The organism is Myroides oncorhynchi (assembly GCF_020905415.1).
Lineage (GTDB): Bacteria > Bacteroidota > Bacteroidia > Flavobacteriales > Flavobacteriaceae > Flavobacterium > Flavobacterium oncorhynchi_A.
This window is the reverse complement of the sequence record NZ_JAJJMP010000001.1, coordinates 1,914,170-1,929,372: the sequence shown is the minus strand read 5'-3', so window position 1 is coordinate 1,929,372 and position 15,203 is coordinate 1,914,170. Positions and strand designations below refer to the sequence as shown.

11 protein-coding genes and 2 tRNA genes are annotated in these 15,203 nt (G+C 34.2%); 6 read left to right on the top strand and 7 right to left on the bottom strand.

Annotation, left to right across the window (positions count from 1 at the left end):
- Positions 1 to 9: 9 nt before the first annotated feature.
- Together LNQ81_RS08530 and sppA are read right to left on the bottom strand one after the other, a co-directional pair.
- On the bottom strand, positions 10 to 2,625 hold the full coding sequence (locus LNQ81_RS08530) for an AsmA-like C-terminal region-containing protein (RefSeq protein WP_229945903.1): 2,616 nt from the start codon (positions 2,623 to 2,625) through the stop codon (positions 10 to 12).
- 92 nt (positions 2,626 to 2,717) lie between these two features.
- Positions 2,718 to 4,484, bottom strand: a complete 1,767-nt coding sequence (gene sppA, locus LNQ81_RS08525) for a signal peptide peptidase SppA (protein WP_229945899.1) — start codon at positions 4,482 to 4,484, stop codon at positions 2,718 to 2,720.
- Between the two features lie 126 nt (positions 4,485 to 4,610).
- Between sppA and folK the strand changes: the two genes are divergently transcribed.
- Together folK and LNQ81_RS08515 are read left to right on the top strand one after the other, a co-directional pair.
- Positions 4,611 to 5,756, top strand: coding sequence for a 2-amino-4-hydroxy-6-hydroxymethyldihydropteridine diphosphokinase (folK, locus tag LNQ81_RS08520; protein ID WP_229945897.1), 1,146 nt, complete (start codon positions 4,611 to 4,613; stop codon positions 5,754 to 5,756).
- Complete coding sequence (locus tag LNQ81_RS08515) at positions 5,749 to 6,309, top strand: DUF1543 domain-containing protein (protein ID WP_229945895.1); 561 nt, start codon at positions 5,749 to 5,751, stop codon at positions 6,307 to 6,309. The genes folK and LNQ81_RS08515 overlap by 8 nt, the downstream gene beginning before the upstream one ends.
- Positions 6,310 to 6,381: 72 nt before the next feature.
- Here LNQ81_RS08515 and LNQ81_RS08510 read toward each other — a convergent pair whose 3' ends face one another.
- The 5 genes from LNQ81_RS08510 to LNQ81_RS08490 all read right to left on the bottom strand — a co-directional run bounded on the left by LNQ81_RS08510 (position 6,382) and on the right by LNQ81_RS08490 (position 10,901).
- The gene (locus LNQ81_RS08510) at positions 6,382 to 6,912 is read right to left on the bottom strand and encodes a YceI family protein (RefSeq protein WP_229945894.1); all 531 of its coding nucleotides are present in this window, start codon (positions 6,910 to 6,912) and stop codon (positions 6,382 to 6,384) included.
- 146 nt (positions 6,913 to 7,058) lie between these two features.
- A complete protein-coding gene (locus LNQ81_RS08505; protein WP_229945892.1) occupies positions 7,059 to 8,186 on the bottom strand; it encodes a WD40 repeat domain-containing protein in 1,128 nt (375 codons plus the stop codon).
- Positions 8,187 to 8,215: 29 nt separating this feature from the next.
- Positions 8,216 to 9,070 (bottom strand): DUF3806 domain-containing protein, encoded by an 855-nt coding sequence (locus LNQ81_RS08500; RefSeq protein WP_229945890.1) that lies wholly within the window; start codon positions 9,068 to 9,070, stop codon positions 8,216 to 8,218.
- Positions 9,071 to 9,349: 279 nt separating this feature from the next.
- Complete coding sequence (locus tag LNQ81_RS08495) at positions 9,350 to 10,228, bottom strand: DUF3806 domain-containing protein (RefSeq protein WP_229945889.1); 879 nt, start codon at positions 10,226 to 10,228, stop codon at positions 9,350 to 9,352.
- A 148-nt stretch (positions 10,229 to 10,376) separates the two neighbouring features.
- Positions 10,377 to 10,901: an RNA methyltransferase gene (locus LNQ81_RS08490; protein ID WP_229945887.1), complete on the bottom strand. Its 525-nt coding sequence runs from the start codon at positions 10,899 to 10,901 to the stop codon at positions 10,377 to 10,379.
- Between the two features lie 642 nt (positions 10,902 to 11,543).
- Here LNQ81_RS08490 and LNQ81_RS08485 point away from each other — a divergent pair.
- The 4 genes from LNQ81_RS08485 (at position 11,544) to LNQ81_RS08470 (ending at position 15,098) form a co-directional block, all read left to right on the top strand.
- Positions 11,544 to 12,062 (top strand): FUSC family protein, encoded by a 519-nt coding sequence (locus LNQ81_RS08485; RefSeq protein WP_229945886.1) that lies wholly within the window; start codon positions 11,544 to 11,546, stop codon positions 12,060 to 12,062.
- 59 nt (positions 12,063 to 12,121) lie between these two features.
- Positions 12,122 to 14,722, top strand: a complete 2,601-nt coding sequence (mutS, locus tag LNQ81_RS08480; protein WP_229945884.1) for a DNA mismatch repair protein MutS — start codon at positions 12,122 to 12,124, stop codon at positions 14,720 to 14,722.
- 208 nt (positions 14,723 to 14,930) lie between these two features.
- Positions 14,931 to 15,003: transfer RNA gene (locus tag LNQ81_RS08475), tRNA-Gly, on the top strand.
- A 9-nt stretch (positions 15,004 to 15,012) separates the two neighbouring features.
- A tRNA-Leu gene (locus tag LNQ81_RS08470) sits at positions 15,013 to 15,098 on the top strand.
- Positions 15,099 to 15,203: the final 105 nt, after the last annotated feature.

Below are 15,203 nucleotides of genomic sequence, written 5' to 3'. Positions count from 1 at the left end.
ATGTCCCTATTATTCTTTCTTCTTCTTACCAAATAGGCCTTTTAACCCTTCACTAATCTTATCAACTGTTTCTTCAGTATCACTTTTCTTAGCAGTTCCATCTTCATTCGTTCCCTTATCCTTTTTACCTCCAAGAATATCTATTAAAGCATCTTTACCTTTATCAACTAACTGATTCTTTTGTTCCTCAAGAATTTGATTAGTAATGTTCTTGGCTACATCCGCCATATTAGCAGATACCTTAGGATTAGCAAAGTTACCTGTCACTCCTACTTTTACAGGTATCTCATCAAATTTACCATTAGACTTAGGTCCTAACATTGCCAATGCATTAGCGACATCACTTCCTAACAGTTTTGCAGGTACTTTAAAATCTAATGCGTAGTTTAACGTCTGGTCAAAACCGTGTTCGCCAGATACCGTGACAGCCAACTCTTTTGTTTTAATATCAAAAGGTTTAAACTGTACACGCCCATTGTTAAATACAATATGCATTTTCTTATTACTCAAATCAATCTTCTTCATATCTATAAAACTCAAAGCCCCATCTAATGAAGAAAGTAATTTAGAGTTCTGTCCACTTATCACTGCATTAGCTAAATCCCCTTTTATATCCCCTGACAATGAATTTAGTTCAGGAGAAAGATCATCCGCCTTAAGTTTACCTTGCATATCCACAATAGCATTTACTTTACCTGATACCACACTAGCAATAGGTGCTATGGCTTTTAAGAATTCTAAATCAGTAAATGTTTGTTTAACATCAAGACTCTGCAATCCTAAGTTCATATTAAATGTAGGAACAGCTTCTTTGGTAGATACTTTACCTGCAAATGCCATTGCACCACCAAATATGTTAGTGGACATATTCTCTAATAGTGCTACTTCATCTTTAATGATTAAACGACCTTTTACATTCTTCAGCGTAAGGTTATCATACACTACAGTATTGGCATTTGCGTTAATAGTACAATCTAAGAACCCAGGTATCTTAAGTGGTTCAGCAGTCTTTGCTGTTGTATTTTTTTCTTTTTTCTCTTCCAGATTAGCTATATCTTCTTTTAACAAATCAGCTAAGATGAAGTTATTCGAATGCAGATTAAAGTTACCTTTCAGCGTCTGTTTATTAAATAAGAAACCATATAAGTTATCTAAACGTCCATCAGCACTCAAGTCTGTGCTTCCAGTCTTAAGAGCAAGCTTATTAAGTGTGACGTTACTTGTATTAAAAGTAAGAGCAGCTTCTTGTATTAATAGAGGTTTAGCCATAGCCTCTGCACTATAATTAAAGCCTGTCAATGCCGCGCTTCCACTATTCTTAATATTCTGATACTGTTCTTTCTCTACAGATTGCATATCAAAGACAGTTGCTACTTTAGCACGTAAAATACCTGTAAGTGGTGTATCTACTTTTACAGGATACGCTTTTGCCACATTAGCTAGATTAATTATACCATCGAAATTAGCATCAACTAATACATTTTCACTGATATTCTTAATATTTGCTTTTGCATTAAATACATCCTGATCGATCTTAAAAGACATTTTATTAATATCAATATACATATCCTTTATCAAACCAGTTTGATTCATCACATTCACATCTAGCATAATATTCTGTACTGCCTTAGGTAGGTCAGGATATTTAAATGACGCATTAGTAGCGTTCATTTTTATATCCATCGTAGGTATAGTCGTTTCAGTCATCGCTCCTTTCACCTTACCAGCCACTTTAAAATCACCTGTCGTAGTCACTCCATTTAAATTGCCCGCATAAGCTTCTGGTATCAACCCTAAGAAATTCTTGAAATCAGAATCAGGAGTAGCAAAAGTCAAATCATATTCTTGTCCATTATCTAATAGCTTAATCGAACCGTCAAACTCTAAAGGCAATTGATTAATCAATGCTTGGTTCTTCTTAAAAGAATATACTTGATTCTCCATATCCATACCGATCAACGCCTTAAGAGACAAATTAACCTCATTTAGAAACTTCGTCCCTTCCATAGAAAATGATATTTTGGCTTTAGACTCTGTATCTAGATCTAATAGATCAGCAGTCATATTACCAGTTCCTTGGTGATATAATTCTTTGATACCAAACTCCATCTTACTACCTAAGTCTTTATATGACACCGTTAGGTTATCTACCTGATAGTGCTTTAACGCAAGAGAGAACGGCTTGCTATCTTTATCATCATCTTCCTTATCCTCATCATCTTTAATCGCTATATCGTAGTTCGCCACCCCCTGCTCATTAACGATAATATTAGCTTTAGCATTTTCAATTAAGATCTCTTCTATGTTCATTGGTTCTTTCTCTCCATTAAACAGCTCCATAATAGACATCTTAAGTTTGATGTTATTTGCATAGAAAAGTGTATCTCCTGCAAAAGGTTCTTTATTTACTACAGCGATATCTTTAACTATCACTGTAGCTTTAGGAAAATTACGTATAAAACTCACGTTTACCTTTTCAAAGGTTACTTTTGCATTTAGATTATCATGAATACTTTTAAGAACTAAATCTTGTATTTTTCCTTTAAACAAAATAGGTGATAGCATAAGTAATAAGACTAGACCTAACACTATACCACCTATCCACTTTACAACTTTCTTATTCATAACTACTTTATTTTATTTACAAAATAACAAAAAAAAGAGCCATTCCCTAGTAATAGGAATGACTCTTTTCGATTTTGCTTTATATTTTTATACTAATCTATTTTTAACTCAAAAGGCATAATAGCTTGAATTCCTTTCATATTATTAAAATAGTTCAGCCTTTCCATCATTTCATAATTTGCTTCTCCTATCTTCTCTTTGATTAGCTGTTCCTCTGTTTTCAACATAGAAGATCCTAGATAATTTCTCAGTAAGTCTTCAAACTTCATTTTATACTCTGGATAATTTACAACTTTGTAACTATCAATTTCTACTTTTTTAGCAGCATATGTGATAGCATTATCTAATCCACCTAACTCATCTACTAATTTGTTTTTTAAAGCATCCTTTCCTGTCCATACTCGTCCTTGAGCTAACTCATCAACTTGGGCTACTGTTAATTTTCTACCGTCTGCTACTCTCTGCACGAACGTAGTATAGATATCCTCAATTCCCTCTGTTACTACCATTTTAAAAGCAGGATCTACATCTCTGAATGGACTATAATTAGCAGCATTATCATGTGTCTTTACTTGTTCTGCATTCACTCCATACTTAGTTGCTAATGACTTAAAGTTAGGTACCATACCAAATACTCCTATCGAACCAGTGATTGTACTTGGATCTGCAAATATGCGATCAGCATTACACGCAATATAATACCCCCCAGATGCCGCTACATCCCCCATAGAGACGATTACTGGTTTAACTTTTTTAGTTAATTCAATTTCTCTCCAAATCAATTCAGAAGTTAAAGCACTACCACCTGGACTATTTACTCTTAAGACAATTGCTTTTACTTTATCATCAGTACGAGCAGCCTTCAATGCTCTATTAATAGATCCTTCTCCAACATAACTAACACTTCCTTCCCCACTCAGTATTTGTCCTTGTGCATAGATTACAGCTATTTTATCTTCTGATACTTTACCTAAATCTTTTAATATTAAATCTTTAGCATAATCAAGAATATCTATTGTATTATAATCTTTATCTCCCTCTACTTTTAATGCTTTTTTTATAGCTGCGTGGTATTCGTCTTCATAGACAACCTTATCTACTAAACCAACTTTTAATGCTCGAGGTGATGTTCTTGCAGAAAGTTTATTTGCAATAGCATTCAAGCTATCTACTGGTATTTTTCTACTTTGAGCAATATCTCCTACAATAGTTTCCCAAATAGAATTTAAAAACACTGTTGTTTGCTCTCTATTAGCATCACTCATTTTATCCTCGATATAAGGTTCTACAGCACTTTTATATTTACCATGTCTTATCACCTCCATCTGTACACCTGTCTTTTCTTGTAACCCTTTTAAATATAGAATTTCAGTAGACAATCCTTTAAAGTCTAATGCTCCAACTGGATTCAAGTACACTGTATCAGCTACTGAGTTTAAATAATACTCTCCTTGTGAATAAACATTAGCATACGCTAAAACAAACTTACCACTCTTCTTAAACTCTTCTAACTTTTTTCTAACCTCACGTCGTTGTACTATACCTAGTTGAGATTCATTATTCAGAATAGAAATCCCCTTAATTCTATCATCAGTTTTAGCATATTCAATAGCGGCTAAGACATCTGACAATCCATCCTTACCTGCGTCAACAAAGCCAAAGTCTTTATAGTTAAACTTTCCTGCATAGTCATACTTAACTCCTGACAAATCTAAATTAATAACAGAATTATCCTTTACCATTACTTTATCTGAGCTACTTCCCATAGCTGCGCCTACAGCTATCATCCCAAAGAACAATACTCCGAAGAATATAAATAGTCCTACTATTGTAGCTAAAACATTTCTTAAAAATCTCATATTAAAAACAATTTATCTTATTAGTATTCAAATTATAAAAAAAGTTACAGATTATACCCGTAAATTTGCATTATTAACTGTTACAAAAGTAACGCTTATTCAATTTACTTTTATTTACTTTGCCCCATGTTTACGCAAAATCAAATAGTATTATCAATAGGCTCTAATCAAGGAGATAGATTATCTAATATAGAGAATTCTATCGAACTGATTAACAAGCATATTGGTACAGTCATAAAAATATCTCCTATTTACGAATTTCCTGCTTGGGGTTTTGAGAGTGATCCTTTTTTTAATTGTGCTATTTTAATCCACAGTACACTTAATGCACAAACGGTTATCCTAAAAGTATTAGAAACTGAACAAATGCTTGGCAGAATACGCCCTCTTGACAAAGTGGGGTACAGTGCTCGTATCATAGACATTGATGTTATATCTTTCAACCAAGAAGTGTATAATACAGATAACTTATCAGTACCTCATCCTCTAATGCAAGAAAGGCAATTCGTTCTTCTACCTGCATCAGATCTAAACTTAGAATGGGAACATCCTATCTTAAAACAAAGTTTCAAAGAATTACTGAACAACTGTAAAGATAAAACAGCTTTTAAAATAGTAGGTAACATCGCTAGTCCTTTACTGCAATATGGTTTTACTAATGTTAACTTCATCGCTATCGAAGGCAATATAGGTGCGGGTAAGACAACCTTGACCAACCGTATCTCAGAAGATTTTAATGCAAAACATATACTAGAAGGGTTCGCGGATAATCCATTCTTACCTAAGTTCTATAAAGATGCTACTAGATACGCATTCCCTTTAGAAATGTCATTCTTAGCAGATAGATACTCACAATTATCAGATGACTTAGCACAGTTCGATTTGTTTAAAGAATTTATCATAGCTGATTATTATATCTACAAGTCTATTATCTTCGCTCAAATCACACTTGAGGATGATGAATTTAACCTTTATAAGCAGGTCTTTGAGATTATGTATAAAGAAACTCCTAAGCCTGACTTATATGTATATCTATACCAAAATACAGATCGCTTACTAGAGAATATCCAGAAACGTGGTCGTTCTTATGAAAGCGAAATTCCTGGTACTTATCTAGATCAAGTAAACCAAGGATACTTTAATTATATTAAATCGATGCACGCTGATAAAGTACTGATTGTCGATATATCAGATATGGATTTCGTCGCTAATCAAGAAGATTATATAAGTATATTAGATCGTATTCAAAACAAACTAGTTAAACATGACTAATCATCTATTTATGATTATGTTAGGTGCTACACCTAAAGGTCGTCATATAGAACAACACGATATCTACTTCGGTATAGGTAATGAGATTAAAGATCTGATTCCACAAGTAGCTGCCTTCTGGAGTGAAGCAGGACCTAAACTACACATAGATGCATGGAAAGAAGTAAACACTGTTCAAAATTATAAAATAGAAGTAGTCAATAGAGAAGACTATGTCAGTAATGACCTAAAACTATTCTTTATCAATCTAGGTGGATATAAACCTGGAATATTTGACGAGTTTCACCAGACGTGTCTAGTAGTGGCTAATAGTCAGAAAGATGCTATTCAATATGTAAAGAGTACAGCGTTCTACGAAGAGTACAACTTACCTCCGAGAGGATATAGTCATGTAGACAATAAATACGGGCTAGATGTAGATGATATCTATGAGATAGACGAAATCTTAAACGAAGATTTTCGACGACAATACGCTATCGCAATAACTCCTTCTACAGAATCTCTAATAGAAGACCATATAGAACTAGGATACATGAAGCTAAGTAGTTTCTAACAGATATAAATAAAGCTCCAATGAGATCGTTCATTGGAGCTTTATTTATATTGTTATTTCTGTTGTCACTCATTAAGCTTTAGCGAACTGTACCTCTGCGAATAACTTAATATCCTCACCGACTAATACCCCTCCTGTTTCTAAAGCAGTATTCCATCCAAGACCAAACTCTTTACGATTAATCTTTCCTTCTAATGATAAAGCTATCTTAGTATTTCCCCATGGATCAGTTAATAACCCACTGTATTCTGCATTAAATACTACTTCTTTAGTCACTCCCTTAATAGTCATTAGCCCAGTAATAACATAATCATTAACTGACTTTTTCTGTACATCTGTTGATGCAAAGGTAATGTCTTCATGCTCTTCAACTTCAAAGAAATCTGCACTTCTCAAGTGATTATCTCTATCTACATTATTTGTATCTATTGATGCAACTTTAGCTGTAAATGAAATCTCTGAAGTCTCAAATCCTTCTTCTTTATTTGTAACTGTAGAAGTAAATTCATTAAACTTTCCTGATACATTAGTAAACATCATGTGTTTTACTTTAAATCCTATTTCTGAATGTGTAGGGTCGATATTCCAAACTGTATTTGCCATAATATTTTTTTTAAGATTATCGCTACTTATTATCAGTAGCGTTTTGTATGGTACAAATGTATAACCTCTCACCCCCTAACGCACTTAATCTAAGTTAAGAACGTATTTTATATAAAAAACAAACATAACATAAAAGCAATTCTCAATTACACCCTATATAAACTAAAACATCCATAGTCAGTACGTACTGCTAGCTGTTCCTCTATAATCTTTAACTCAGCACTCTTCACACAATGTTCAAGTTCAAAACTATATAACAGTTTTTCTTTCCTATAATCGAACACATAAGCAGTCGTCATATTCTTTTGAACTAAGAGACTCTCATCTTCATTAAAACAGAAAGCATCTACCTGATGAGAACGTACATGATTAACTATCTGTAAACCTTTCTTCTCTATCATTTCTCCAGTAGTGACACTATAAAAATAAAGTGCCCAGTCACCATACATCTCTCTTATCGCTAAAGTAGTCCCATCTTCCACGAACCTCATCTGTTTTACTATTTCAAAACCACCTTTAATTATTTGAACAACTTCTCCTGTGCTTATTTCTATCACTTCTATTTCTCCTACTTTTGTATGTATAGCGAGTAGCTTCCCATCACCTGTCAATGCAATACTAAACGGAGTATTATGATGATAATCTGCCAACGTCAACTCCCTAACAAACACATCCTCCTTCTGCCTACTCCAAACCTTTAGTTGCTTTCCTGAACCAAAAGCAATTTGATTGTTTAAAATAGTCAACACACTATTACTTGCGCGCTTAGGACTTTCTAAGACTTTAGTAAACTCTCCTGTATCTACATTGTATAAATAAATATGATGATCTAGATCTAATAGTATTTCATTAGATGAACTAATATACTCCATGTCCCATACTAGTCGTTTAGCCACACTAATATCTTCTCTTATCACCCTACCAGCCTTATCGACACACATTATCACATCTACATTATCCTCCACACATTTATATATATAGAACGCATCTGCCACTTTTGTAAAAGACAAACATCCCGTATATCCACCACCCACGTAATAATGCATGAACGCCTCTCCCTTTTTAGGCTTATCATTTAACTCCACGTACCCTTTCTTTAAAGTAGCAAACCTCTTCTTATCATACTCCTTAAGTCCTGCTTCATCATTTGACATGGTCTTCTCAGTGGTTCTGCTTTTACCATTATTTATATTCTCTGTTATCAGTGTTGTTTTATCTAATGATAACACACACTGCTTATCTGTACTGTACTCAATAAACTTTGCCTTTTTCATAACATTGCTATATATAACTCCATCTCTTTTTAATTCACCCCCCTCTCCTTATGCCTCTCTTCAACCGTAAAAAACAAATTCTCAAGCATACGCGGAATACGTATCGCCTCGCCTGTCTCAACACGAGAAGACACTAAGCTAATAGGAAACACTACTTCTTCTGTATCTTTATATCGCATTGCTAACTCTCGTTCTCCCTCTTCTTCTACAGCAACCCAGTTAAAGTCTAAATAGTAATATTGTAATAACGTTCCTAGCATCAATCCTAACTTGGCTATATACTCTTTATCCCTTGGATTAAAGCACTCTTCATCAAATAACCATTGTAACACATCTAGTGCTTTACCTGATTGTAGACATACCTGTACGCCTACTCTATCTGTGCCAAGTATATCACAAATACTTTCTTCTATATACCTCTCCTCCTCAGCTGTGATAACTAAACACTCGTGGTGCGTCTCAAACATAAATCCAATAGTCTCTATCATCTTCTCTACTTCCTCTACGTATGACTTTTCTAACTCCGTACCCTCTTGCTCTAAACTAAAAACCAACTGTAATGTAAACTGTACATTTGTAAATAGAATAATATACTCGTGTATATACATATCCTCAATATCATATATGTGTTTAAAATAACACTTATCTACTACCTCCTCTACAAAGGTATTATAGTCACTCGCTTCCCTTTTCAATAAATCCAACTCTGTCTCAAAGCTAAACTCCTGTTCAGGTATCACCTTCCCTGTGAAAATATAGATATAAGGCATATATGCTTCTTCCTCTTTACATAGCATTACTCCATCATAATCAGGAATCTCTAGAATAAATTCATCTGGAGCTAACATCGCTATTCTTTCCACCCCTAAGTCAACTAACTGCATACATTCTGATTTATAAATCTGTATAAATATAATATTTTATCATTAGTTAATAAAATACTGTTCAACAACATACTAATCTCGTTATACATAAAAAGCCACCCTCTCGAATAGCTTTATGTACTTTAACCCAGAATCAACATTAACCAAATACTGCAAAGCAATTTTACTTCATACCTCTTTCACTTCTTCTAAAACCATACTATTGTATCCTTTTTTCATAAGTTTAGAGTTATCTTGTATAATTACTTTTCGTCTATATGTCTATCGTTTATTCTGGGTTTAAAAATTATAATCTAATACCTTAAACTGTTTGTCTCTTTCTACAGCAGATTTGATATGACTAGTTACTTCTTCCATTAGATAATTAACATCTATATCTTCCCCATCTTCTATTCGTTTTGTGATCATACTAATCGGAAAACACTGCACTGCGTAATCTCTATACTGTAGCGCCATCTCTCTACCATACTCATCACTGACTACTACCCAGTGAAAATCCTCATATTGATACGCTATACAGCTACCAAATAGCATTCCTAAGGCTTGATAATAAACCCTGTCATCAGCTTCATAATCTCTACGCGTTAATATATCTTGTAAAATATGAACTACCTCTCCACTTTCATATACCCCTCCTAATTCCTCAGTAGGCAAGTCCAATACTTTAGCTACTTCTTTTGTCAAGTAATAGAGATCCTCATACTTCGGCTCTAACAATGGCAATTCTAAAGAAGTTAATGTATCAATACTCTTTATCATCTCCACTATTTCTTTCTTATAGGTATTTACTTCATCTGTATCCCCTTGTCCCTTATTTGCTGTAAGCGATATTGCTACAATGTGTTCACCATACATCACTTCATAGATATGCATATACAAGTTCTCCGATGAATCTGTGTCATAAGAGAAATAACTCTTACCACTATGCGTGACAGCCTGCGTACTATATTCAGTAGCCTTCTCTTTAAAATCCGTTATAATATCCTTCTGTGTTACTCCTTTCACACGTTCAAAGTAGATAATCCTAATACGGATTACAGGTTCATCATCCCTTTCTCCCTTGTATAACTGTATCGTTTGTTCATTTTCACACGCTCCATAGTAATGACTTGGTGTTTTTATAATGGTCTGCCCATCTCCTATTTCGAATATTTTCATTGTGTTATGTCTGTTTTACCCAAAGATATTCTTTCTAACAAATATTTAATTAACTTCAACAATTAAAACTTTCATATAAACGTGACACTATACAAAAAAGCTACTTCGTATAGAAGTAGCTCTTTGTTATAGATTCACTGATAAACTATTACATCTGTTGAAACAAGTCCCAAATAACGATTCCGGCACTTACAGAGATATTCAAAGAGTGTTTAGTTCCTAACTGTGGAATCTCTATCACACCATCACTTAAGTTAACTACCTCTTGATTCACTCCCTTTACTTCATTTCCAAAAACTAGCGCATAGTTCACTCCTTCAGTTACCTTAAAGTCATTAAGCATCACACTATTTTCTACCTGCTCTACAGACTGTACAGATACACCGTTTTCTTTTAGTGATTTCACTACTTCCTCTACATCTTTAGCATACTCCCACTCTACAGTCTCTGTAGCTCCTAAAGCCGTCTTGTGTATCTCCTTATTTGGAGGGGTAGCAGTAATACCACATAGATATACTTTCTTCACCAAAAATGCATCACAAGTTCTAAACACAGAACCAATATTATGTAAACTTCTTACATCATCCAAAATCACAATAATTGGTGTCTTCTCAGAAGCCTTAAACTCTTCTACATTCTTACGATCTAATTCACTATTGGCTAATTTACGCATGCTTTAATAATTTTTAGCAAAAGTAACATTTATCAAATGGATATCGTTTAGCAAAGGATAAAAATTATTTACGTTCAAAAAAACAAACTCTAGTATAAATCAAACAAAACCCTTTATTTTTTACAAAATTAAAAGAACAATTCCCCCTATCCTCATCAAGTAATTCAAAAGGCATTCAATAAATTTGTAATGATAAAACACTTTACCATGACTAAAAAAACACTAAATCAGCTCGCGTTATTAACGATACTGAATAATTTCCTTTTCGTGGTAATCCTGCAAGGCTCACTTACAACTGACTTCATTAAAAACCCTAAATATGTTCACTACCTTGAACTTTTATGGATATTTTGTTTAACAGGAGTTATATTGCTTCCCACTATTATATGCACCTTACTAAATTCTAAATCATACAAAGTACAGAAGTTTCCGATGATTGCTATTTTCACATCTGTTTTATCAATAACTTTCTTCGCTATAGTATCACCATAAATCTCCTATTGCTATAATTACACAAAAAACAACCATAAAAACCTATTAAACACAACAAAAAACAGTCCTCACAAACTTAATCTATCAGATTTGAGTTAAAATTGTATAATTTATTTTGACTTAGTACCTTTGCAAGCTCAATTTATTTTTATGCTACGTAATCTCATAACAAAAATAATAACCTCGCCTGTAATAATATATATCACTAGATGCTTTATCGGTTTCTACATTGGATATTTATTATTCCTGAGGTATCCTAATTATGAGATTTTATGGACGCTTATATCTATTATTCTAGTTATATCTCCTGAAGGAAAAAACTCTAAGAAACTATCTATCGAACGATTTAAATCTAACTTAGTAGGTTCTGCAGTGGGCTTAGTTTGTCTAGAAATACATCCAGAATCAAATCTTTACATTAGTTTATTCGGTGTCTTCTTAACTATTATGACCTGCTATTTATTTAAAATTCTAGATATGGCACGTGTAGCTTTGGTTGCCCTGATAATTATCTTAGTACAGCCACACACAGCTAGCTCTGTAGAAGCGACACCATTGTTTAGATGCCTAGCAGTTACTTTAGGTTGTCTTATTGGATTAACCATAACAGTCTCTACATCCATGATTATTCGCCGATTAAAGAAATACTATGGTATTCCAAGAGACTAGATAGTAGTGATTCTGACTTTTTGGGATTATATTTGTATTTTGAAATACAAAACGACGTTATGACCTCTAAAGCTAAAGCTCCCAAAGAAACACCATTAATGAAACAATACAACGATATAAAGGCTAAGTATCCTGATGCTTGTCTATTATTTCGCGTTGGGGATTTTTATGAAACTTTCGGTGAGGACGCGGTCAGAGCATCTAAAATACTAGGAATAACACTAACCAAGAGAAGTGCTGGATCACCTAGTGAAACAGAATTAGCTGGTTTTCCCCATCACTCTATTAATGTGTATCTACCTAAACTAGTTAAAGCAGGACTTAGAGTAGCTATCTGTGATCAGTTAGAAGACCCTAAAACCACCAAGACTATTGTCAAAAGAGGAGTGACAGAATTAGTAACTCCTGGTGTAGCATTAAATGATGAAGTACTGCAATCTAAGTCTAACAACTTTTTATGTGCAATACACTTCGCTAAGAAGACCATTGGTATCTCTTTCTTAGATGTATCTACCGGTGAATTCTTAACCACAGAAGGTAATCAAGATTATATCGATAAACTACTTCAGAACTTCTCTCCGAGTGAAGTATTAGTTCAGAAGAGTAACAAGACACATTTCTTACAGAACTATGGGGCTACCTATAATCTATTCTTATTAGATGACTGGGTATTCAAGACGGACTTCGCTTTCGAATCTCTAACTAATCACTTCAAAACAAATTCATTAAAAGGTTTTGGTGTAGAAGATCTAGAAGAGGGGACTATCGCCTGTGGAGCTATTTTATACTACTTATCAGAAACACAACATACTAAACTAGAACACATCTCATCTATACAGCGTATAGCTGAAGACGCCTATGTATGGATGGATCGATTCACGATAAGAAACCTAGAATTATATAACAGTACTAATCTAAATGCTATTACACTACTAGACGTAATAGATAAAACATTATCTCCTATGGGAGGGCGTTTACTTAAACGATGGTTAGCCTTACCACTTAAAGACACGAAGAAGATCATCGATAGACATAATATCGTCGAGAACTTAAAGGAGGATACTGAGTTATTAGCTCTGTTCCAACAGCAAATAAAGAAGATATCAGACTTAGAACGATTAATCTCTAAAATAGCAACAGCTAAAGTATCTCCACGTGAACTAGTGTATCTAAAGGATTCACTAGATGCTATTATTCCAATCAAAGAAATAGCGCAGAAGAGTAGCAATGACTCTCTAAAACAGATGGGGAATACACTACACGGCTGTGAACTACTGAGAGACAAGATAAGAACTACGATTAGTGAAAATGCTCCTGTAGCTATCGCTAAAGGGAATGCTATCGCAGAAGGGGTAAACCAAGACTTAGATGAACTGCGCAAAATCTCTACTTCTGGTAAAGAATTACTAGAGGCAATGGAACTTAGAGAAAGTGAAAAAACAGGTATTCCATCACTTAAGATCTCATTTAATAACGTATTTGGATACTATATCGAAGTGCGTAATACACATAAAAACAAAGTTCCTACTGACTGGATACGCAAACAGACTTTAGTCAATGCAGAACGCTACATCACAGAGGAACTAAAAGAATACGAGACCAAGATACTTGGTGCAGAGGAGAAAATATACAAGCTAGAGAATGAACTATACGATGCCTTTGTAGCGTGGTGTGCACAATACATCAAGCCTGTACAACTCAACGCCAATCTAGTCGCTCAGTTAGATTGTTTGAGTTCTTTTGCCCAACAAGCTATTGAGAATAACTATGTACGTCCTGTTTTAGATGATTCTTACGAATTAGATATCAAAGACGGTCGTCACCCTGTTATCGAAAAACAGTTAGCTTATGATACCCCTTACATCTCAAATGATGTGTATCTAAACAATAAAGATCAGCAAATCATTATGATTACAGGTCCTAATATGTCTGGTAAGTCTGCTATCTTAAGACAGACAGCACTTATCGTATTATTAGCCCAAATGGGAAGCTTCGTTCCAGCTAAATCACTGCGTATGGGAGTAGTTGACAAAATATTCACACGTGTAGGAGCTAGTGATAATATCTCTATGGGAGAATCTACATTTATGGTAGAGATGAATGAGACAGCCTCTATCCTAAACAATATTTCTGATAGAAGTTTAGTATTACTAGATGAGATTGGTAGAGGAACAAGTACTTATGATGGTATCTCTATCGCATGGGCTATAGCAGAATATCTACATCAACACCCTGGTAAGCCTAAGACATTATTCGCGACACACTATCACGAATTAAATGATATGTCACAGAACTTTGATGGCATTAAGAACTATAATGTCTCTGTAAAAGAGCTTAAAGACAATGTACTATTCTTACGTAAGCTAGTACCTGGAGGTAGTGCACACAGCTTTGGTATCCACGTAGCGAAAATGGCAGGAATGCCTACTACTGTATTAAAAAGAGCAGAGAAGATGCTAAAACAGCTAGAAAAAGGTCATTCAAAAGATCCTCAACAACCACTAAAAGCAGTAGAAGATGATATCCAACTTAGCTTCTTCAATCTAGATGACCCACTATTAGAAGAATTAAAAGAGGATATTTTAGCCATAGATGTAAATAATATTACGCCTATAGAAGCCATAATGAAGATCAATGAACTAAAAAAGAAACTAAAATAAATCAGATATATACGAAAGAGAGACTTAATTAAGTCTCTCTTTTTTATTTACCTCAAAATATTCAAAAAAAAGACACAAACTCACTATTTGTATATCAATGAGTTAAAAAATATCTTTACTTTTTTAGTCTTTTGAGTTTGGAGAAATGAAAAAACATCCTATATTTGCACTCGCAATACGGAAGTAAAGCAATGTTCTTATAACATACGCGAAAATAGCTCAGTTGGTAGAGCGCAACCTTGCCAAGGTTGAGGTCGCGGGTTCGAACCCCGTTTTTCGCTCTATACCATGCTCGAGTGGTGGAAGTGGTAGACACGCTGGACTTAAAATCCAGTGGGTAGTAATGCCCGTGCGGGTTCAAGTCCCGCCTCGAGTACAGAAAATCCTAAGTTAACTCTTAGGATTTTTTTTTGCCCCTATAGAACTATCCCCCCTTAGATAGTTCTGTTACAAGTAAATTTCTTTAACTCGGAAAACGCAT